16 protein-coding genes are annotated in these 20,651 nt (G+C 59.7%); 8 read left to right on the top strand and 8 right to left on the bottom strand.

Features of this window, described 5'->3' with window-relative positions:
* The first annotated feature begins 39 nt into the window (after window positions 1–39).
* Both PH558_RS18050 and PH558_RS18045 read left to right on the top strand, forming a co-directional pair.
* On the top strand, window positions 40–261 hold the full coding sequence (locus tag PH558_RS18050; RefSeq protein WP_069616332.1) for an AbrB/MazE/SpoVT family DNA-binding domain-containing protein: 222 nt from the start codon (window positions 40–42) through the stop codon (window positions 259–261).
* Window positions 261–650 (top strand): type II toxin-antitoxin system death-on-curing family toxin, encoded by a 390-nt coding sequence (locus PH558_RS18045; protein ID WP_285205825.1) that lies wholly within the window; start codon window positions 261–263, stop codon window positions 648–650. The genes PH558_RS18050 and PH558_RS18045 overlap by 1 nt, the downstream gene beginning before the upstream one ends.
* 184 nt (window positions 651–834) lie before the next feature.
* Here PH558_RS18045 and parC read toward each other — a convergent pair whose 3' ends face one another.
* Window positions 835–3,093 (bottom strand): DNA topoisomerase IV subunit A, encoded by a 2,259-nt coding sequence (gene parC, locus PH558_RS18040; RefSeq protein WP_285205823.1) that lies wholly within the window; start codon window positions 3,091–3,093, stop codon window positions 835–837.
* Between the two features lie 230 nt (window positions 3,094–3,323).
* Between parC and PH558_RS18035 the strand changes: the two genes are divergently transcribed.
* Window positions 3,324–4,511 (top strand): YdgA family protein, encoded by a 1,188-nt coding sequence (locus PH558_RS18035; RefSeq protein ID WP_095434445.1) that lies wholly within the window; start codon window positions 3,324–3,326, stop codon window positions 4,509–4,511.
* Between the two features lie 66 nt (window positions 4,512–4,577).
* On the opposite strand, the gene PH558_RS18030 is transcribed toward PH558_RS18035, so the two are convergent.
* Window positions 4,578–5,234 carry a TetR/AcrR family transcriptional regulator gene (locus PH558_RS18030; protein WP_285205822.1) on the bottom strand — a complete coding sequence of 219 codons (657 nt, stop codon included), beginning with the start codon at window positions 5,232–5,234 and terminating at the stop codon, window positions 4,578–4,580.
* Window positions 5,235–5,300: 66 nt separating this feature from the next.
* Here PH558_RS18030 and PH558_RS18025 point away from each other — a divergent pair, with 66 nt between their 5' ends.
* Window positions 5,301–6,470, top strand: coding sequence for a serine hydrolase domain-containing protein (locus PH558_RS18025; protein WP_285205821.1), 1,170 nt, complete (start codon window positions 5,301–5,303; stop codon window positions 6,468–6,470).
* Between the two features lie 74 nt (window positions 6,471–6,544).
* Here the strand turns inward: PH558_RS18025 and aspS are convergent, their stop codons facing one another.
* Both aspS and PH558_RS18015 read right to left on the bottom strand, forming a co-directional pair.
* Window positions 6,545–8,335 carry an aspartate--tRNA ligase gene (aspS, locus tag PH558_RS18020; protein ID WP_285205820.1) on the bottom strand — a complete coding sequence of 597 codons (1,791 nt, stop codon included), beginning with the start codon at window positions 8,333–8,335 and terminating at the stop codon, window positions 6,545–6,547.
* A 394-nt stretch (window positions 8,336–8,729) separates the two neighbouring features.
* Complete coding sequence (locus PH558_RS18015; RefSeq protein WP_095434441.1) at window positions 8,730–9,086, bottom strand: endonuclease domain-containing protein; 357 nt, start codon at window positions 9,084–9,086, stop codon at window positions 8,730–8,732.
* 187 nt (window positions 9,087–9,273) lie between these two features.
* On the opposite strand from PH558_RS18015, the gene PH558_RS18010 reads away from it, so the two are divergent.
* The 4 genes from PH558_RS18010 to PH558_RS17995 all read left to right on the top strand — a co-directional run bounded on the left by PH558_RS18010 (window position 9,274) and on the right by PH558_RS17995 (window position 14,745).
* Entirely contained in the window at window positions 9,274–10,665 is a 1,392-nt protein-coding gene (locus PH558_RS18010) for a multicopper oxidase family protein (protein ID WP_285205819.1), read from the top strand.
* A gap of 169 nt (window positions 10,666–10,834) precedes the next feature.
* Window positions 10,835–11,980 (top strand): ribonuclease D, encoded by a 1,146-nt coding sequence (gene rnd, locus PH558_RS18005; protein ID WP_113329047.1) that lies wholly within the window; start codon window positions 10,835–10,837, stop codon window positions 11,978–11,980.
* A 191-nt stretch (window positions 11,981–12,171) separates the two neighbouring features.
* Window positions 12,172–13,224 (top strand): adenylate/guanylate cyclase domain-containing protein, encoded by a 1,053-nt coding sequence (locus PH558_RS18000; protein ID WP_285205818.1) that lies wholly within the window; start codon window positions 12,172–12,174, stop codon window positions 13,222–13,224.
* A 162-nt stretch (window positions 13,225–13,386) separates the two neighbouring features.
* Window positions 13,387–14,745 (top strand): esterase-like activity of phytase family protein, encoded by a 1,359-nt coding sequence (locus tag PH558_RS17995; RefSeq protein WP_285205817.1) that lies wholly within the window; start codon window positions 13,387–13,389, stop codon window positions 14,743–14,745.
* 152 nt (window positions 14,746–14,897) lie between these two features.
* On the opposite strand, the gene ppx is transcribed toward PH558_RS17995, so the two are convergent.
* The 4 genes from ppx to PH558_RS17975 all read right to left on the bottom strand — a co-directional run bounded on the left by ppx (window position 14,898) and on the right by PH558_RS17975 (window position 20,553).
* The gene (gene ppx / locus PH558_RS17990) at window positions 14,898–16,418 is read right to left on the bottom strand and encodes an exopolyphosphatase (protein ID WP_285205816.1); all 1,521 of its coding nucleotides are present in this window, start codon (window positions 16,416–16,418) and stop codon (window positions 14,898–14,900) included.
* Window positions 16,419–16,429: 11 nt separating this feature from the next.
* Window positions 16,430–18,631, bottom strand: coding sequence for an RNA degradosome polyphosphate kinase (locus tag PH558_RS17985; protein ID WP_285205815.1), 2,202 nt, complete (start codon window positions 18,629–18,631; stop codon window positions 16,430–16,432).
* Between the two features lie 75 nt (window positions 18,632–18,706).
* Window positions 18,707–19,420 carry a DnaA regulatory inactivator HdaA gene (gene hdaA, locus PH558_RS17980; protein WP_285205814.1) on the bottom strand — a complete coding sequence of 238 codons (714 nt, stop codon included), beginning with the start codon at window positions 19,418–19,420 and terminating at the stop codon, window positions 18,707–18,709.
* A 2-nt stretch (window positions 19,421–19,422) separates the two neighbouring features.
* Window positions 19,423–20,553, bottom strand: coding sequence for an AI-2E family transporter (locus PH558_RS17975; RefSeq protein WP_350223814.1), 1,131 nt, complete (start codon window positions 20,551–20,553; stop codon window positions 19,423–19,425).
* Between the last annotated feature and the right edge of the window lie 98 nt (window positions 20,554–20,651).

The following is a 20,651-nucleotide window of genomic DNA, read 5'->3' as shown; positions in this document are numbered from 1 at the left end:
GCCAATGTTATAACTGAGTTATTACATTGGAGCTGAGACATGAACGTCACCATCCGCAAGATCGGCAATTCCGAAGGCGTGATTATTCCGAAGGAAGTTCTCGACCAGTTGGGACTCGGCGCTGGCGATACCTTGGAGCTCAGCCTGAAGGATGGTGGATTGCTGATGCAGCCAACCGACGCGGACTTTGCGCGTCAGATGGAACACGCGCAACGTTTCATGGATCAGTATAAAGTGGCGCTCAAGAAGTTGGCGGAGTAATGCCTTTTATCTTCCTGACTAGGCCGCTCATCGAGCAATTGCACAGGATGCAGATCAAAAGGTTCGGCGGCTCCTATGGTCTACGCGACGAAGGCTCCCTCGAATCCGCCTTGGCGCGCCCGATTAACAAGGCCCAATACGGCACAAATGATATCATCGAACTGGCGGCCGCTTATCTATTTGGGTTGGCAAAAAACCACGCGTTCATAGATGGCAACAAACGCATCGCCATCGTGGCAACAGCAGTCTTTCTCATGGACAACGGCTACCGTATTCAAACGACGGACGCCAATCTTTACAGCTTTGTCTTGGCTGTGGCCGCTGGTGAAATCGACGAAGAAGGAGCAACGCGCTTCCTACGGGACGTTTGTGTTCCGGAGGCAGGTTAGAAACTAACCGCCTCTTGTTCGCCTCGGCGTTGGGTTTCCGATGTCTGTCGGCAATCGATCCGGCGGCCGATTGCCGTCTGTTGACAGTCAAGCCGTAACACCCCGGCCCTTCGCTAGGGCTCAGGACGTTCGTCCCTGCAACCGACCCACTGGCCGACTGCAGGGATTTTAGATCAATCGATCCTTACCCAGAAAACCTGCCGCTTCTGGGGAAGCCCTTCGGCACGGCTCTGCCGGCACCGGCGCGGTCGCCCAGCCATTCCACCAACTCGTCCTTGGTCTTGGTGAAGGTGCGGCCGGCACTATCTTCCCATGTCAGGCCATCGGCGATCGCGAAGCACCTGATATCGGCGATGCCGCCATCCTTGTAGCGCTGCAGACGCACGCCTTTGCCACGCGACATTTCCGGCACCTGCGAAAGCGGGAAGATCACCATCTTGCGGTTCTCGCCGACCACGGCAACGTGGTCGCCCGAAACTGGAACCAGAAGCTTCGTCTCGTCGGGATAGGAGACGTTCATGATCTGCTTGCCCTTGCGGGTATTGGCGACCAGTTCCGCCTCGGCAACGATGAAGCCGTTGCCCGCCGTCGATGCGATCATCTGCTTGCGCTGCGGATCATGGACGAAGGCGGTTAGCACATCCTGATCGTTCTCCATGTCGATCATGATGCGCAGCGGCTCACCGTGGCCACGGCCGCCGGGCAGCTTGTCGCCGCCGAGCGTATAGGCCTTGCCGCCGGTCGTAACGATCAGGATCTTGTCCGTCGTCTGCGCCGGGAAGGCAACCTTCAGTCCGTCGCCCTCCTTGAAGGTCAGCGACGAGGTATCGGAAATATGGCCCTTGAGGGCGCGAATCCAGCCCTTTTCCGAGACGACGACGGTAATCGGTTCCTTCTCGATCATCGCCTGCTGGATAGCCTCGTCATCGGCTTCGGGCGCTTCGGCAAACTGCGTGCGGCGCCGACCGATGTCGGTGGCCTTGGCGAATTTCTTCTTCACCTCGCCGATTTCCCAGGCAACCGTCTGCCACTGCTTCTCGTCCGAAGCGAGCAGTGCCTCGATGTCGGCCTTCTCCTTCGTCAGGCCGTCGAACTCCTTGCGGATTTCGAACTCCTCCAGCTTGCGCAAGGAGCGCAGCCGCATATTGAGGATCGCCTCGACCTGATTGTCCGTGAGGCCGAAACGCTCCATCATGACAGGCTTCGGCTCATCCTCCTCGCGGATGATGGCGATGACCTCGTCGATATTGAGATAGGCGATCAGCAAGCCGCCGAGAATTTCTAGGCGCTTTTCGATGGCCGCCAAGCGGAAGCGCGAGCGGCGCAGCAGGACTTCCCGGCGGTGATCCAGCCATTCCTTCAGCACTTCGTTCAGCGCCATGACCTTGGGAATGCGGCCCATGGACAGAACGTTCATGTTGAGCGGAAACCGGCTCTCAAGCTCGGTGAGCTTGAACATCGATTCCATCAGGATCGTCGCGTCGACTGTGCGGCTCTTCGGCACGAGAACGACGCGGATATCCTCGGCGGATTCGTCACGGATGTCCTCGAGCAGCGGCAGCTTGCGCGCCAGAAGCAACTCGGCAATCTTTTCGATCAGCCGCGACTTCTGCACCTGGAACGGAATTTCCGTGATGACGATCTGATAGCCGCCGCGACCGAGATCCTCGATTTCCCATTTGGACCGAACGCGGAAGCCGCCACGGCCGGTCTTGTAGCTTTCTATGATGCTCTGCCGATCATCGATAATGATGCCGCCGGTCGGAAAGTCGGGACCTGGAATATACAATTCCACCAGCTTCTCGACCGTCGCGTCGCGATCCTTGATCAGATGCAGGGCGGCGTCGCAAAGCTCGTGAGCATTGTGCGGCGGGATGGAGGTCGCCATGCCGACGGCGATGCCAGAAGAGCCGTTGGCGAGCAGATTGGGGAAAGCCCCAGGCAGAACGATCGGCTCGGAATTCGACTCGTCATAGGTGTCACGGAAATCCACGGCATCCTGGTCGATGCCCTCGAGCAGCAGCTCGGAAACCGCCGTCATCTTGGATTCGGTGTAACGCATCGCGGCCGGGCTATCGCCGTCGATATTGCCGAAATTGCCTTGGCCGTTGACCAGCGTGTAGCGCTGCGAGAAATCCTGCGCGAGACGCGCCAGCGCATCGTAGATCGATTGGTCGCCATGCGGGTGATAGTTACCCATCACCTCGCCGACGATCTTGGCGCATTTGCGGAAGGCGGCGTTCGGGCGGAGCCCCATCTCGCTCATCGCATAGACGATACGGCGATGCACCGGCTTCAGCCCGTCGCGGACGTCCGGAAGCGCGCGTTGCGTAATCGTCGACAAGGCATAGGCCAGGTAACGCTCTTCGAGCGCGGCCTTCAGATCGACCGGAAGGATGTTGTCGTCGCCATCACTGGGCGGCGGTGTCAGATTTTTTCCCATGGCCCTTGACTATAAGAGATGGCGATTCACGGCAAGAAATCAGCCGAAAGCACCTGTGGATGAAGGCATTTCAGACATATTGCAGGGTGGCTATCGATACATTTTTGCTGCACTCGCACTCTACATTCATTGCCGTTGGATTTTCACAGAAAGATCAATATAAGTCAGCGCAGTACACGCTCAATCTGTACGCCCCCGCCAATACCACCGGCTCAACGAGGAACGCCATCATGACTTTCTATCGGACCACGCGGCTGATGCTGTGCAGTGCCGCCATCCTGTCTTTCGCCAGCTCCGCCTTTGCGCTCGACGGCAATGATCTGCTGAAGAAGATCAACGACGTCTATGGCCAGCAGGGCGGTTCGATCGCCGCGACAGGCATTGATGTCGATGGTAGCACGGTGACGCTGAAGGGCGCGAGCTTCAAGGCGGCCGGCATGGAAGACAGCATTCCGCTCGGCGACATCACCCTTGATGGCGTCGAGGAAAACAACGGTGGCTACACGATCGAGGAAATCGATTTTGCGGATGTCGATTTCAACAAGGACGGCGCCTCCGTTTCCGCCACCGATCTCAAGCTGACCGGCGTCGAGATTCCGGCCGACTCCAGCAAGGGCGACCTGAGCTCGCTGCTCTATTACAAGAGCGCCCATGCCGGTGCCGTATCGGTGACCAAGGACGATACCGAAGTGTTCTCGATCGAGGGCGCCGACGCCAACATGAAGAAGCGCGACGACAAGTCGGGCCTCGACTTCGACGCCAAGATCAATGGCATCAAGGCCGATCTCAGCAAGGTCGACGATGCGAAGACCAAGGAAGCGATCGACGCGCTGAAGCTGCAGCAAATCGACGGCACTGTCTCCATGAAGGGCAGCTGGGACATGGGGCCTGGCACCATCAACATCAGCGAATATTCCTTCGACTTCAGGGACATCGGCAAGCTGAACCTCGCCTTCAGCATTTCCGGCTACACGCCTGCCTTCGCCAAGTCGCTGCAGGATGCGCTGAAGACGGTTCGCTCCAATCCGAACCAGCAGGAAGCACAGCAGTCGGCCGGCCTCGCCATGCTCGGCCTGCTGCAGCAGCTCACCTTCAACAGCGCCCAGATCCGCTTCGACGACGCGTCGATTACGGCACGTGCGCTCGACTTCGCCGGCAAGCAGCAGGGCGTCACCGGCAAGCAGCTTGCCGACACACTGAAGGCAATGACGCCGATCATGATGGCGCAGCTCAACATTCCGGAGCTGCAGAATGCCGTCTCCGCGGCGGTCAGCACTTATCTCGACAACCCGAAGAGCCTGACCGTCACCGCCGCTCCGGGCAAGCCTGTGCCGGTGCCGATGATCATCGGCGCCGCCATGGGCGCACCGACGACGATCCCGCAGGTTATTGGCCTCAAGGTTTCCTCGAACGACTAATCGGTCATTCCTAAAATCATTCCGGAACCCGACGGCTTAGGTCGCCGGGTTTTTCTTTGCCGCGGCTCAGGCTTCCCGCTGCCGCTGATACGTTTTCAGTTCGCTGAGCGCATGGGACAGGAGGGCAAGCAATTCCTCCGTGGTCGCACCGTCGCGGGCTTGAACGGACATGCCCTGCACGATCGCGCCCAGAAAGCGGGCAAGCGAGCGAGCGTCCGCATCCGGCCGCATATCCCCTTCGGCGATGCCGCGCTCGATGCGCGCTGTGAAGATATCGAGCGTCTGCAGGCGCATCGATGCGACATGATGGGCGATCGGCTCGTTCTCCTCCGCACAATTCAGTACCGCCGTAGATATCATGCACCCCTTTGGATGCTCCGGTGCCGTGAATATCCTGGCGGAGTTCGTCAGAAAGCGCTCGAAGGCAGTCACGGTATCCAGCTTGTCCTGAAAGGGATTGCCGGGTTCCGGACGAGGCATGCGCCGATATTGATCAAGCGTCTCGCGATAGAGGTCGGCCTTCGAACCGAAGGCCGCATAGAGGCTTTGCGGCGTGATGCCCATCGCCGCCGTCAGATCGGCGATGGAGGAACCGTCATAGCCGTGCTTCCAGAAGGTGTCCCGGGCGGCAGCCAGAACCGTCTCGCGATCGAAGGCCGGTGGGCGTCCGCGCTTGCGCGGTGGAGAATTGTTCTTCTCTTCAATATTTTTCACAATGGTCACTCTAGAATTATTTCTCGACTTGGTTTATTCAGGAATGGTCATTGTGATTATATAAGGTTTTGCCCCATGAGTCTTCCCCTGGAAAATTCCGCACGCATCAGCGACGGCAGCCTTGCTGAAGGCGTCGATGCTGCAATCGATTCCGCCCTAGCTGAAAAGAGGCTGGTCGGGAGCGTCGTTCTGATCGCTCAGGATGGAGAATTGGTCTATGCCCGCGCCGCCGGTCTGGCGGATCGGGAAAACAGGGTGGCTATGCGGGAAGATGCCATCTTCCGCCTCGCCTCCGTCACCAAGCCGATCGTCACCATTGCCGCCATGCGGCTCGTCGAACAGGGCCGTATCGGGCTCGACGATCCGATCACCAAGTGGCTGCCGGATTTCCGGCCGCGTCTGCCGGATGGCGGCGAAGCCCTTATCCGCGTCCGGCATCTTCTCACCCACACCTCCGGGTTGGGCTACACATTCGCCGAGGCGCAAGACGGCCCCTATCACAAGGCTGGCGTATCCGACGGGCTGGACACGCCAGGCCGGTCGCTGGCTGACAACCTCCCGCGCCTCGCCAGCGCGCCTCTTCTCTTCGCGCCCGGCGAAAACTGGCAGTATTCCCTGGCGATGGATGTCCTTGGCGGCATCATCGAAAAGGAAACCGGCGGCCCGCTCGGCGATGCGGTTGCCGATCTTGTCATGAAGCCGCTCGGCCTTTCTGACACGGGCTTCTACGTGCGCGACCGCAGCCGCCTGGCAGCTGCCTATGTGAATGGTACTCCAGAGCCGCAGCGAATGGGCGACGAGGCGCTCGTTCCAATCTTCGACGGCGTGATCCGCTTTGCACCCGACAGGATATTCGATCCCGCGTCCTATCACTCCGGCGGCGCCGGCATGGCCGGAACGGCAAGCGACATCCTTGCCATTCTGGACACGATCAGGAAGGGCGGTGCACCGCTGCTATCGGCCGATACAGTGAAAACCATGATGGCCGATCAGGCGGGCGGGCATATGCAGGCGCAGCAGGCCGGTTTCGGGTTCGGCTACGGCTGGTCCGTTGTCCTCGATCCCCTGGTCGCGCAGGTCCCCTTCTCGGCTGGCACGATCAAATGGGGAGGCGTCTATGGGCACAGCTGGTTCGTCGACGCCGAAAAGGGCCTGACGGTGGTCGCCCTGACCAATACGACCCTTGAGGGTATGTGGGGTCAGTTCACCACGGACCTGGCGAAAGCGGTCTATGCCGGGATCTAGCTGATATCAGTAGACAAGCAAAAACCCGGCGATTTCGGTCGTCGGGTTTTTCATTTTGTCAAACCGTAGAGGACTTAGTCCTTCTTGACCGGCGGTACCGGGCGGATCGCCAGTTCGCGCAGCTGCGTCGGCGTGGCAGCCGAAGGAGCGCCCATCAGCAGATCCTGCGCCTGCTGGTTCATCGGGAACAGCGAGATCTCGCGCAGGTTCTTGGCGCCGACCAGCAGCATGACGATACGGTCGATACCGAAGGCAGCGCCGCCGTGCGGAGGCGCGCCGTACTGGAAGGCGCGGTAGAGACCGCCGAAGCGCTCTTCGACGTCGGTCTGGCTGAGGCCCACCTTTTCGAAGGCGGCGACCATGGTTTCCGGCGACTGGTTACGGATCGAGCCCGAAGCGATTTCGAAGCCGTTGCAGACGGCGTCGTACTGGAACGCCTTGATCGTGAGGGGATCCTGGTTCTGCAGCGCCTCGAGGCCACCCTGCGGCATCGAGAACGGGTTGTGGGCGAAATCGACCTTCTTTTCTTCCTCGCTCCATTCGAAGAACGGGAAGTCGACGATCCAGCACAGCTCGAAGCGGTCGCGGTCGACCAGGTTCAGCTCTTCGCCGGCCCGAGTGCGAGCCTCGCCGGCAAACTTGTAGAATTTGGCGGGATCGCCGGCGACGAAGAAGCAGGCGTCGCCATCATCCAGTCCGAGCTGGGTGCGGATCGCATCGGTGCGCTCTTCGCCGATGTTCTTGGCAAGCGGACCTGCGCCTTCGAGCTTCTCGCCTTCCTTGCGCCAGAAGATGTAGCCGAGGCCCGGCTGGCCCTGGCTCTGCGCCCACGCGTTCATGCGATCGCAGAATGCGCGCGAACCGCCGGTCTTGGCCGGGATGGCCCAGACTTCGACCTTCGGGTTGGAGGCGATCATGTTGGCGAAGACCTTGAAGCCGGAGCCGGCAAAATGCTCGGTGACGGCTTCCATGACGATCGGATTGCGCAGGTCAGGCTTGTCGGAGCCGTACTTGCGGATGGCAACATCGTAAGGGATGCGCGGCCACTCCTTGGTGACCGGCTTGCCTTCGGCAAACTCCTCGAACACCTGGGTCATCAGCGGCCCCATTGTGTTCCAGACGTCTTCCTGGGTGACGAAGCTCATCTCGAGGTCGAGCTGGTAGAATTCGCCCGGCAGACGATCGGCGCGCGGATCTTCATCGCGGAAGCACGGCGCGATCTGGAAATACCGGTCGAAGCCGGCGACCATCAGCAGCTGCTTGTACTGCTGCGGCGCCTGCGGCAGCGCGTAGAAGGTGCCGGGGTGGATACGGCTCGGCACGAGGAAGTCGCGCGCACCTTCCGGCGACGATGCCGTCAGGATCGGGGTCGTGTATTCGGTGAAGCCCACTTCGCCCATGTGGCGACGCATGGAGGAGATGATCTGCGTGCGCTTGACGATGTTCTTGTGCAGCGTTTCGCGGCGCAGATCGAGGAAGCGATACTTCAGGCGAACGTCTTCCGGATAATCCGGCTCGCCGAAAACAGGCAACGGCAGCTCCTTGGCGGCGGAGAGCACTTCGATCTCCTGAGCATAAAGCTCGATCTCGCCGGTCGGCATGTTCTTGTTGACGGTGTCTTCCGTACGGGCCTTAACCAGGCCGTCGATGCGGATGACCCACTCGCCGCGAACGGTTTCGGCGAGCTTGAAGGCCGGAGAATCAGGGTCGGCAACGACCTGGGTGATGCCGTAGTGATCGCGCAGGTCGATGAACAGCACGCCGCCATGATCTCGGACGCGATGGACCCAGCCGGCAATGCGGACGGTCGAACCGACGTCGGACTTGCGCAGGGCGGCGCATGTGTGGCTGCGATAGCGATGCATAATATATATCCTGGACTTGGCGGGCGGCGGCGAAAGGACACGCAGACCCCTCGCCCGCCGACGAGAAAATCGGGCGGAAAAGCGCATGGTGCGCCCGATTTGTCAAGGCTCGAACGCATGGCTTATCCCGCCCCCGGCGGGCGAGAAAGCAAAAACTTAGGCTTAGTTGAGGGTTCGCCCCTCTTCTAAGCCTTAGTTTTTGCAAGAGAGGGGGTAGGTAGGGACGCACCTAATCTTCGAATTGTACGAGCGAGAAGAGGCCCCCGCTCTTGCAATTTCAATGGCTTAGAAATTGCGCTGCGCTTTGGGAAACGTCGCAGCTCCCAGTTCGCAATTCCTAAACCAGTGAAATTGCTTTCTCGCCCGCCAGGGGCGAGATAAACCTGCGCCAGCCTCATTCTCCGCTATTTTTCAATTCCAGGAGAATTGTCAAACAAACTCCCTCGACATTCGTCGTGACCTCGTGGTTCCAGACCCGCAATGTACGAAAGCCCTGCTTCGTGAAATGTGCGTCTCTGGCTAGATCCCCGATGCTTTCGGCATGTTGCGCACCATCGACCTCGACAATCAACCGCGCCTCGAAACATACGAAATCGAGAATATAACCATCGATCGGAACCTGTCGCTTGAATTTGAATCCCTCAAGCTGGCTTCGACGCAAGGCCTGCCAAAGCATGTTTTCAGCCTTGGTGGCATCACTGCGCATCGCTTTGGCGAAATAACGCAACCGATCTGGAACGTCGCGGCGCATGAGCTCTCCTAGTTACCGTCTAGAAAGTGTACATGTTAAACAACATCTACTTCAACGAGAATCGGTCGCTACCCAGGACAGCATCCGCAAGTAGCCTCTGCGGCAGTTTGGCTACCTCGATGCTATTGCTGAACATCGCGGTCAACTTTAAACAGACAGCCATATATCTTCGCCTCCGGAGCATGACATGCCGATCCTTACCCGCCGCAATCTTCTGAAAGCTTCAGCTGTTGCCGGTGCTTATGGCGTCGGCCTCGGCATTGCGGACAAGTTCGCGGGCAAGGCGGCGGCGGCCGAGCCACTCACGCTGAGGACAGCCAAGATCGAGGCCAATCTTACCGATAGCGGCACGACCAAGAGCGTGCTCACCTATGGGGACGCCGGCATGCCACCGATCGTGCGGATGAAGAAGGGTGAACCCTTCGCCGCGCGACTGATCAACGGCATAGACGATCCGACGACCATTCATTGGCATGGCATCCGCCTTCCGAACACTATGGACGGCGTGCCGTTCCTCACCCAGCCCTATGTCTACACCGGCGATCATTTCGATTACGCCTTCACTCCCCCCGATGCCGGCACCTTCTGGTATCATCCGCATTGCAATACGCTGGAACAGATGGGCCATGGCATGACCGGCGTCATCGTGGTCGAGAACCCCAAGGATCCCGCCTTCGATTCGGAAGTGGTACTCAATCTGCGCGACTGGCGGCTCGGCAGCGACGGTCAGTTCATCGCCCAATTCAAGCCTCGCGATGCCGCGAAATCCGGCACCTACGGCACGGTGCGGACCGCAAACTGGCAGCAGGAGCCACAATATGACGCGCCTTCCGGCGGGCTAGTGAGGCTGCGCATTGCCATTACAGATGTCACGCGCATCTATTCCTTCCGCATGGACGGCGCCGAGGCGACTGTGATCGCGATCGACGGCAATCCCGTGCCGCAGCGCTTTCCGCTCGATCTCCTGCAGCTCGGACCGGGGCAGCGGCTGGAGCTTGCGGTGCGTATGCCCGACAGCGAAGGCGCTGTCGTCAAGCTCGAGGATATCAAGGGCACCAAACCGAAGGTGCTGGCAACGCTGCGGGCGGTCGGCAGCTCTCTGAAGCGCGATGTCCGCGATCTGGCGCCGCTCGAAGACAATCCTGTGCGGAAGGCAGACCTCGGTTCCGCCACCCATATTCCGCTGATTCTCAGCTCGACGGCGGAGAACACAGCCGATAACAGCATTTGCGGCTCGCTCGGCTACAGCTTCTGGGCGATCAACAAGGTGCCGTGGCCGGGCGATACCCCCGACCCCACAGCGCCGCTTGCCGAACTCAAGCTCGGCAAGAGCTATGTCATCGACATGGAAAACGTCACGCCGCACAGTCATCCGATTCACCTGCACGGAATGAGCTTTACGGTTCTCTCCTCTTCGACCAGGCAAGTGCTGCCCTTCGTCTCCGATACCTATCTGATCCAGCCGGATGAAAAGGTGCAGCTTGCCTTCGTTGCCGATAATCCCGGCGACTGGCTCCTGCATTGCCATATCATCGAACATCAAAAGACCGGCATGACGAGTTACGTGCGCGTGGCCTAGCCGATCGCAAGCCACTCAAGCGCATGCGGTTTCAATGGAAGCTGCCGCAGTCCCAGGCAATTTCAGCGAAAAGCGAAATGCGGCAAGAGCTTTATCCGCGAAAGTATTGACATATCCGACTGAAAGGAGAAGGAAGTTAAGAAAGTATTTTACCATTGAATGTGTTGATATGATCGAAACTACCGCCCAATTGGAGGCGGCCTGCCAAGAGCTGGCCAAGTCGGAATTCATTACCATCGATACGGAATTCCTGCGAGAAACGACCTTCTGGCCGGAACTGTGTTTGATACAGATGGCAAGCCCCACCACGGAAGTGCTGGTGGACCCGCTAGCCAAGGGGCTGGATCTGGCACCCTTCTTCGAACTGATGGCCAACCCGTCGGTTTTGAAGGTGTTTCATGCTGCGCGCCAGGATATCGAAATCATTTTCCATCGCGGCAATCTCATTCCGCATCCGATCTTCGATACGCAAGTTGCGGCGATGGTCTGCGGCTTCGGCGATTCCGTTTCCTACGACCAGCTCGTCAGCCGCATCAAGAACGTCCATATCGACAAATCCTCGCGCTTTACCGACTGGAGCCGGCGGCCGCTCTCGGAAAAGCAGCTCGACTATGCACTCGCCGACGTGACCCATCTGCGCGACGTCTATCTCTCGCTCAAGGAGCAATTGCAGCGCGAAGGGCGCGCATCCTGGCTGCAGGAGGAGATGGCGATCCTGGAGGCGCGCGAGACCTATGACCTGCATCCCGACGATGCTTGGCAGCGGCTGAAGATGCGACTGCGCAAACCGCAGGAACTGGCCGTCCTCAAATTCGTGGCCGCATGGCGCGAACGCGAGGCACGTGCCCGCAACGTCCCGCGCGCCCGGGTGCTGAAGGACGATGCGATCTATGAGATCGCGCAGCAGCAGCCGAAGGACACCGAAGCGCTGGCGCGGCTGCGCACCATCCCCAAGGGCTGGGAGCGCTCGGCCGCCGGTACGGCGGTGCTTGAAGCGATCAATGCAGCGCTGGCGCTGCCGAAGGCCGAAATGCCGCATCCGCCGCGCCACCAGCAGGCTCCCGAGGGCACGGCAGCGGCTTCCGAACTGTTGAAGGTCCTTTTGAAGCTGATTGCGGAAAAGCATGGTGTTGCGCCGAAGGTCATCGCCAATAGCGACGATCTCGACAAGATCGCCGCCGAGGGCGAGAAGGCCGATGTCGCCGCTCTGACTGGCTGGCGTCGAGATCTTTTCGGCGAAACTGCCCTGCAGCTGATCCAGGGTCAGGTGGCCCTGCGCTTCGTCGGCAAGCGGATCGAGACCGTCGCCCTCTAACTGCGACGTTCTCCTTTTCCGGCGTCTTGCGATGGCGTATGATTCGCGCATCGAGATGTGGACCGCCATCACGATTGCGCCGCAAATCTCGTGGAATGAACGTCTTGTGTAATCGTTCTATTCGATGACGTTCCAGTTTGCCGACGCAATCCCGCGTCGATGACAGGCGTCGCTTCTCGGCGGAAAAGTGAATGGGCATCCTCCATTCGATGCGCAACTGGATCCTGACATCGCTGTTCCTCGCTTCGACGGGCGTCATCTACGGCAAGCTATTCTTCCCACAGGCGCCGATGTACATCGGTGCAGTCTTCGCGCTGTTCTGCGGCATGCCACTGCTGGTGTTCGAACGCCGTATGATCCTGCCGCAGCTGAACAACTGGATGCATAGACTGCCGACGCCGGCCTTCATCCTTTCGGCCCTGGTGGTCGATTTCCTGCTGATGAGCGCCGGCTACGCCATGGCCGGCAGTATCATGAAGCTGCTGGGGGCCGTCGATGGCTCCTGGGAAGATCTCACACTGCTGAAGATAGATGTCTATCTCTACGCCGTCGTCGTGACCGCCATCGTCATTTTCATTGGCCGCGTGCGGGAATTGCTCGGGCGCGACGTCTTCTCCAGCCTGTTGACCGGCCGGTACCGCAATCCCGTGCAGGAGGAGCGCGTCTTCCTTTTCATCGATCTCGTTGGCTCGACGGCTTTCGCCGAGGAACATGGCGACCTGAAAACGCAGGAATTCCTGGGCGCGGTGTTTAGTGCCATGGCTGAGCCCGTTCGCCGGCATAAGGGCGCGATCGACGACTATATCGGCGATGCCGCCATCATCACCTGGCCGCTGCAACGGGGCGTCAAGAATGCCAATTGCGTGCGCTGCGTCTTCAACATCCTCGACGATATCGAAAAGAGTGCCGAGACGTGGCTGAAATCCTACGGCAGGGTGCCGCGTTTGCGAGCCGCTCTGCATGGCGGCAGTGTGGTGACAGCCGAAATCGGCGTCGACCACCACAAGATCGCCTATTTCGGCGACACCGTGAATACGACCGCACGGCTGGAATCTCTTTGCAAAACGCTGGAGCGCCAGGTGCTGATTTCCAGTGATCTTGCCAGACGGGTGGAGCTTCCCGACGGGATCATCAAGGAAGAGCTCGGCGAACATGCCGTCCGCGGCCGCGATCAGCACCTCGGCGTCATAGCCCTTCATACGCAGGACCGGCAGGCGTTGAAGACCGTTCACGGCAGATCGTGAACAATACGAGTTTTGCGCTGCAGTTCAGCACTGACGCACGCCTAAGCTTCACAGCCTATGGGTTGTCCACAGTCACCAAATCTTCACCTAAGCGTTAATTGGCAGACGTAGGTCGCCTGTTAAGCGGAGTTGTTTCGCCACTCCCCACCACAAGGTGACATGATGACCCGAATCCTTTCTGCTTCCACGGCCCTCTTCATTCTGCTTGCCGCCTCGGCGCAGGCAGACGAGCAGCAATTCAAGGCAAAGCTTGTCGGCCAGGCGATCCTGCCGGCCAACACCATCACTGCCGGCCCCACCGATGCACCCGATTTCCTGAAAACATCAGGTAAGTTCACCACGCCCGATCGCAAGCGCACGGACGCTCTCGGCACCGTGCCGGGCAAGGACGGCGCCCGCGTCACCGACCTGAAGCTGCCCTTCGCCGGCCAGCCGATCCAAGGCTTTTCCGGCATCAAGACCATGCCCGACGGCACCTTCTGGACGCTCTCCGACAACGGTTTCGGCTCTAAGCAGAATTCCTCCGACGCGATGCTTTTCCTGCACCAGCTGAAGTTCGACTGGGATAGCGGCAAGGTCGAGGTCGTCAAGAACCTGTTCCTGTCCGATCCCAACAAGAAGGCCCCCTTCCCGATCATCATGGAAGGCGCCGACAAGCGCTACCTGACGGGCGCCGACTTCGACATCGAATCGATTCAGCCGGTTGCCGACGGCTTCTGGATCGGCGATGAGTTCGGTCCCTACCTGCTGAAATTCGACACGGATGGCCAACTGACCGACGTCTTCGCAACGACGCTCGAGGGCAAGCCGGTCATGTCGCCCGACAATCCGCTGATCCAGCTGCCCGGCAACCCCACACAGAAGATGCCGGCCTTCAACCTGAAGCGCTCCGGCGGCTTCGAGGGCCTTGCCATGTCGAAGGACGGCTCCAAGCTCTACGGTCTGCTTGAAGGCCCCATCTACAAGGATGATGGTCAGATGGAGAGCGTCGATGGCAAGACGGCCATCCGTGTCATCGAATTCGACATCGCCTCGAAGAGCTGGACCGGCCGTAGCTGGCTCTATCCATTCGCTGACAAGGGCGCCTCGATCGGCGATTTCAACATGCTCGATGAAACGACAGCCCTGGTCATCGAACGCGACAATGGCGCCGGCACGAAGGACAAGGCTTGCGCCGATCCCAAGCAGCCGAAGCCGGATTGCTTCGAGGCGCCGGCTGAGCTGAAGCGCGTCTACAAGATCGAGTTCAGCGACGCCAATGTCGGCAAGGCCGTCCGCAAGATCGGCTATATCGACCTGCTGCACATCGAAGATTCGGACCACAAGCGCCGCCAGGGCGGCGGCGAAGGCTTTTACGACATGCCCTTCGTCACCATTGAGAATGTCGACCGCGTCGATGCCACGCACATCATCATCGGCAACGACAACAACCTGCCCTTCTCGGCAGGCCGTGCCGTCGACAAGGCTGACGACAATGAATTCAGCCTTCTTGAAGTGGGTGATTTCCTGAACGCGAAGTAAGAAAATTCCCTTCTCCCCTCGGGGAGAAGGTGCCCAAAGGGCGGATGAGGGGGGAATGGCTTTCTCATAGGAGCCGAAACAAGTCCTATCGCGAGCGCCCCCTCAACCCGCGCTGCGCGCGACCTTCTCCCCGCTGGGGAGAAGGTTGTTCTTCATTCGAAGCTGAAGGCCAGGCGGCGGTTGGTGAGCTTGCCGAGCTGCTGCAGGCGCCCATCCAGCCTCTCGCCGGCAAAATCGTGATACTCGGCCGGAACGACGAATTCGAGATCGAGATCCGGGTTCGTCGAACGGCGGAACGACAGATTGCGGACGATACCGGGCATCGATGCCGAGAACAGGTAGACGACCCGCAGCAGGCCGCCGAGCAGCTTGGCCCGCTCGATGTAAAGCGGCGTAGCGATCTTCGCCAGCGGCTCGGTCGCTCCGTCGTCGTTCAAGCCCTCGAAGCGATAGTAGTTGGCAAGCGCGATGAAGGCGCGGCCGGCATGGGTGATACCCACGAAGGACGTATGGGCGATGATGTTCAGCGCCTGCAGGCCGCGATAATCCGGATGGGCACGCCAGCTGATATCGGCAAGCAGGCAGGCTGCCTGGCGATAGCGGCTCTCTTCCTCGGTCTCGGTGATCCCGAAGAAGGGCATCATCCGCCCGGTCCAATCGGCAAGCTCGCGGGCATGCTCCGGCGAACGCGCACGCAGGATGGCAAGTTCACCGGCTGCGGTGAGCAGCGGATCGCTGTTGCGCTCCGCCTCCGTCAGCAGCGAATAGAGATAACCTTCACGCACGCCCTGAGCGGAGAAGGAGATGACAGACGGCTTCATGGCCGTCAGCACCTCCCGCATCGCGACCGCGCCGAAAGGCAGCAACGAACGGCGATGCTTGGACACCGCCTGAAATGCCGGATCCTTCGAATCCTTTGATTCGACGATCTGGTCCAGGAAGCGCAGCATCTCGTCGAGCGGCACTTCATAGCCCTGCATCATATGCAGCGGATATTTGCGGATTTCCATGTGCAGCTTGGCGACGCTTCGCCATGTGCCGCCGACGGCATAGAAGGTACGCCCCTCGCCCTTGCTCAATAGTTTCGCCGTCTTCACATGCTTGCGCGCGAAACTGCGCGCCTTATCGATCGAGCCGCCGGCATATTCCGACAGGCGAAGGCCGCCGAGCGGCAGCGTGATGCCCTTGCCGATCTCCCGATCCTTGATGTCGATCAGCTCGAGCGAGCCGCCACCAAGATCTCCGGCAATGCCGTCGGGGTGGTAAAACCCGCTGATAATCCCGAGCGCAGAAAACCGTGCTTCCTCTTCGCCCGAAAGCACCCGCACCTTGCGCTGGAGGATGGCTTCTGCCTGATGGATGAACTGCGGACCGTTGCTGGCTTCGCGCGCCGCGGCCGTTGCCAGGACGTAGATGGTGGCGGCACGCGCCTGGTCGGAGAGTGCTTTGAAGCGATGCAGCGCGGCAAGCGCCCGCGCCACGCTTTCCTCATCCATCTTTCCTGTCAGTGCTATGCCCTTGCCCAGGCCGCATAGCACTTTTTCGTTGAAGAGGATGGTCGGCGACCGCGAATGGCCTTCATAGACGACAAGACGGACCGAATTCGACCCGATATCGACAACGGAGACAGGGGCGATGCCCGGAAGACGCCCCTGGGCTTCTGATTCAACCATGCAGGTCCAATTTATTTGTTGCGGCCCGACAGCAGCCCAGCGATGAGTTTCGGTGCGCTGGATTTCAAGGCTTCACCACGGCCGGACAGGCTGGGATTGGTCATGAAATACTGCTGTGCATTGAATGGCTCTTTTCCCTGACGCACTTCCATGCGCCGTGAAGTCCCGTCCGGCAATATCTCGTAGCTTTGCTGATTGTCAATGATATTGCCCAGCATGATCTGTGAAAGCACCTGTTCATGCACGGTCTTGTTGGTAAGCGGCACAAGCGTTTCGACGCGGCGATCGAGATTGCGCGGCATCATGTCGGCAGAGCCGATATAGACGAGCGCCTTGTCCGACGGCAAGCCGTGACCGTCGCCAAAGCAGAATATACGGCTGTGCTCGAGGAAGCGGCCGACGATCGACTTGACGCGGATTCTTTCCGAAAGGCCGGGGATCTGCGGACGCAGGCAGCAGATGCCGCGCACGACAAGTTCGATATCGACACCGGCGTTGCTGGCGCGATAAAGCGCGTCGATAATCTCGGGATCGACGAGCGAATTCATCTTCATCCAGATCGCCGCCGGACGGCCGTTCCTGGCGTGTTCGATCTCGCCTTCGATATGCTGGAGGATGCGCGGACGCAGCGTATAGGGCGAAACCGCAATCTTCATGCCCTGTTCCGGCTCACCGTAACCAGTGATGAAGTTGAAGATATTCGCCATGTCGTGAGCGATCGTCGGATCGCAGGTGAAGTAGGAGAGGTCAGTATAGATCTTGGCGGTGACCGGATGGTAGTTGCCGGTACCGAGATGGCAATAGGTGCGCAGCTTGCCGTCTTCGCGGCGCACGACCATGGACATCTTCGAATGCGTCTTGAGCTCGATGAAGCCAAAGACGACCTGCACGCCGGCCCGCTCCAGATCGCGCGCCCAGCGGATGTTGGCTTCTTCGTCGAAGCGGGCCTTCAGTTCCACCAGCGCCGTAACCGATTTGCCGAGGTCGGCTGCATCGATCAGCGCGCGGACGATGGGGCTGTCGTTCGACGTCCGGTAAAGCGTCTGCTTTATCGCCAGAACATCAGGATCCCTAGCAGCCTGGAGAAGAAACTGGACCACCACGTCGAAGGATTCATAGGGATGGTGGACGACCATGTCCTTTTCACGGATTGCGGCGAAGCAATCGCCGGCATGTTCGCGGACGCGCTCAGGAAATCGGGCATTGTAGGGCTCGAAGCGCAGATCGTCGCGCGGCGCCTTGCAGATTTCGGAGAGCGTGTTGAGCGCGAGAAGGCCGGGCAGAACCGCGATGCGGTTTCCCGGAACGTTCAGCGATTCCACCACAAACTGGCGGAGCTCGAGCGGCATTTCGGAGTCGGTCTCGATGCGGATTACGGAACCACGGCGGCGGCGCTTCAGTGCGGTTTCGAAGAAGCGCACCAGATCTTCGGCCTCTTCCTCGACTTCGATATCGCTGTCTCGAATGATGCGGAACGTACCGGAACCTTGCACCTCATAGCCGGGATAGAGCCGGTGGATGAAGATGTTCACCACATCTTCGAGCGTGATGTAGCGGATGACGTTGCTGGCGTCCGGCAGGCGCACAAAACGGTCGAGCGCCGGCGGCAGGCGCAGCAGCGCCGTCATCGGCTCGCGGCCGTTCATACTCTTCAGCTGCAGCGCAATCGAGAAGCCAAGGTTCGGAATGAACGGGAACGGATGGGCCGGATCGATGGAGAGCGGCGTCAGGACGGGGAAGATCGCCTGCTCGAACTCGCCATGGAGCCACTGGCGATCGGCATCAGAAAGGGCAGCCGGACGGACGATCAGAATATCTTCCTTGGCGAGATATTGCTGCAGGACGGCGAGCGAAGCCTGCTGCTCCATCTGCAGATTGTCGATCTCACGCAGGATATCGTCGAGCTGCTCGGCCGGCGTCTTGCCATCCGGGGTGCGCACGAGAATCTTCTGGCGGACCTGGCCTTCGAGGCCGGCGACGCGTACCATGAAGAACTCATCGAGGTTGGCGGCGGAAATCGAGAGGAAGCGGACGCGTTCCAGCAGCGGATGGGCGGTGTTCAGCGTCTCTTCAAGGACTCGGCGGTTAAACTGCAGCCAGGAAAATTCGCGGTTGATGAAGCGCTCGGGGCTGGTCAGCAATTCGCTGACCGGAGGTGCTGCCTCTGGAGCCTCCTGGTTGGCGTCCTGATGTTCCGTGAGTGCCGAGTCCATGTTCCACCTACCCTCTTTCCAATCCTGTGCCACGTATATCAGTTTGACGACGGAACTGTGACAGCCGACCTCAACTCAATCCGGCTGAGCGGAGCTACCCAGTTCGTTCAAGACCTCGGCGGCCAACAGGCGCGTGATCCTTGTTCCTCGCGCCAATGCCAGCCGGTCTAGCCTGTCGACGATCAGCTGTGCGGCGTTCAGAGAACGCTCCATGCGATTGACGATATAGAGGACGAGTTTGTCATCGATATAAAGCTGACGGTCGGCGAAGAGTTTGACGATCACCTGCGACAGCAATTCTTCGTCCGGCTCGCCGATTTCAACCACCGTTGCCGCTTTCAAGCGTGAGCGCAAATCGGGCAGCGTCACGGGCCAGGACATCGGCCAAAGCCTGCTCGTCATCAACAGACTATGCCCATTTTCGCGGACGCTGTTGATGACATGAAAGAGTTCGGTGTCGTCAAAACCGAGGCGATCCACATCTTCGAAAATGACGGGGCCGTTCGCCGCTACGACTGCGGCATCGGAACCTGCAGCGGGATGAATGTGGACTGCCCCGCAGCGCTCGGCCCAGATGTTCGCAAGATGCGATTTGCCCGAACCGACCGGACCCGCGAGAATGACGACCGGCGACGGCCAGTGCGGCCAGGAATCAACGATCCTCACTGCCGCGTGCAAGGGATCGGCGACGAGCAGATCGTCGCGCCCGGTTGCGGGATCATGCGTAAAGGCCAAGGGCAGCTGCTCGGCGGCCTTCCGCCTTAGATCAGCGTTCTTTGCGTCGGTCATGTCTAGCTATTCTCGGTCTTGCCGGCCTTGGCTCTGCGCGCCTTGCCCGCTTCCGAGCGTCCGTAATAGAGATCGCTCTGAAGGTAGCGCGAAAGGGCGAAACGGACAAGAACACCGCAGGCGGCAGCGGCCGGGACCGCTATCAGCAGCCCGACGAAGCCGAAAAGCGCGCCGAAGGCAAAAAGGGCGAACATCAGCCAGACCGGATGCAGGCCGACGCTTTCGCCGACAAGCTTCGGCTGCAGCACATTGCCTTCCAGGAATTGGCCGGTGAAGAAGACGACGAGCGTCAGGCCGACCCAGAGATAATCCGGCCAGAACTGAACGAGCGCGACGCCAACGGCCAGAACAAGGCCGACCATCGAGCCGACATAGGGAATAAAGCTGATCATACCGGCAAAAAGGCCGATCAGCAGGCCGAAGTTCAGGCCGACCAGCGAGAGACCGACGCCGTAATAGACACCGAGAATGATGCAGAGCGAGCCCTGCCCCCGGATGAAGCCGGCGATCGCCTGATCGATCTCGCGAGCGATTTGGCGAACGGTGGCAACATGATCGCGCGGGATCCAGTCGTCTACCTTGGCGACCATCCGATCCCAGTCGAGCAGCATATAGAAGGCGACGACGGGGGTCACGACCATCAGCGAGATGATGTTGACCAGCGCCTTGCCGGAGCTCCACAGCTGCGCGAACAGGCCACCGACGAAGCTCAAACCTTCGGACATGATGCTGGAGAAATTGTCTTTGATCGCGCCGAGCTGATTGCGAATCCAATCCGGCAACACCATCGTCTGCGCCTTGGCGATCAGCTGCTGTATCTGTTGCACATAGGTCGGAATGTGCTGAATGAAATCGTTGAACTGATTGATGATGATCGGGATGAAGATCGTCAGCGCCAGCGCGAAGATCAGTATGAAGGAAACGAGGATCACCACCGTCGCCATCAGGCGGCTGAGGCCGATCCGCTCCAGCCGGTCGGCGACCGGATCGAGGAAATAGGCTACCGCCATGCCGGCGATGAACGGCAGCAGGATCGTGCTGAAGATATAAATAAAGGCGATGAAGACGACGAGCACGATCACCCAGAAGGTGACTTGACGCTTGAGGCTCGCCCCGCTGACCTTTTGCTCCATCATCTTCCCCGTTACTTCGCGCCCGTTTGCCGTGTGCTTAGGACATAGGATGATGCCGCAATTATGGTCAAGCCTGCGGCCGGAAATCTACTTTGAGC

The organism is Rhizobium pantanalense, assembly GCF_030182525.1.
Taxonomy (GTDB): Bacteria; Pseudomonadota; Alphaproteobacteria; order Rhizobiales; family Rhizobiaceae; genus Rhizobium.
This window is presented reverse-complemented; position numbering and strand designations above follow the sequence as displayed.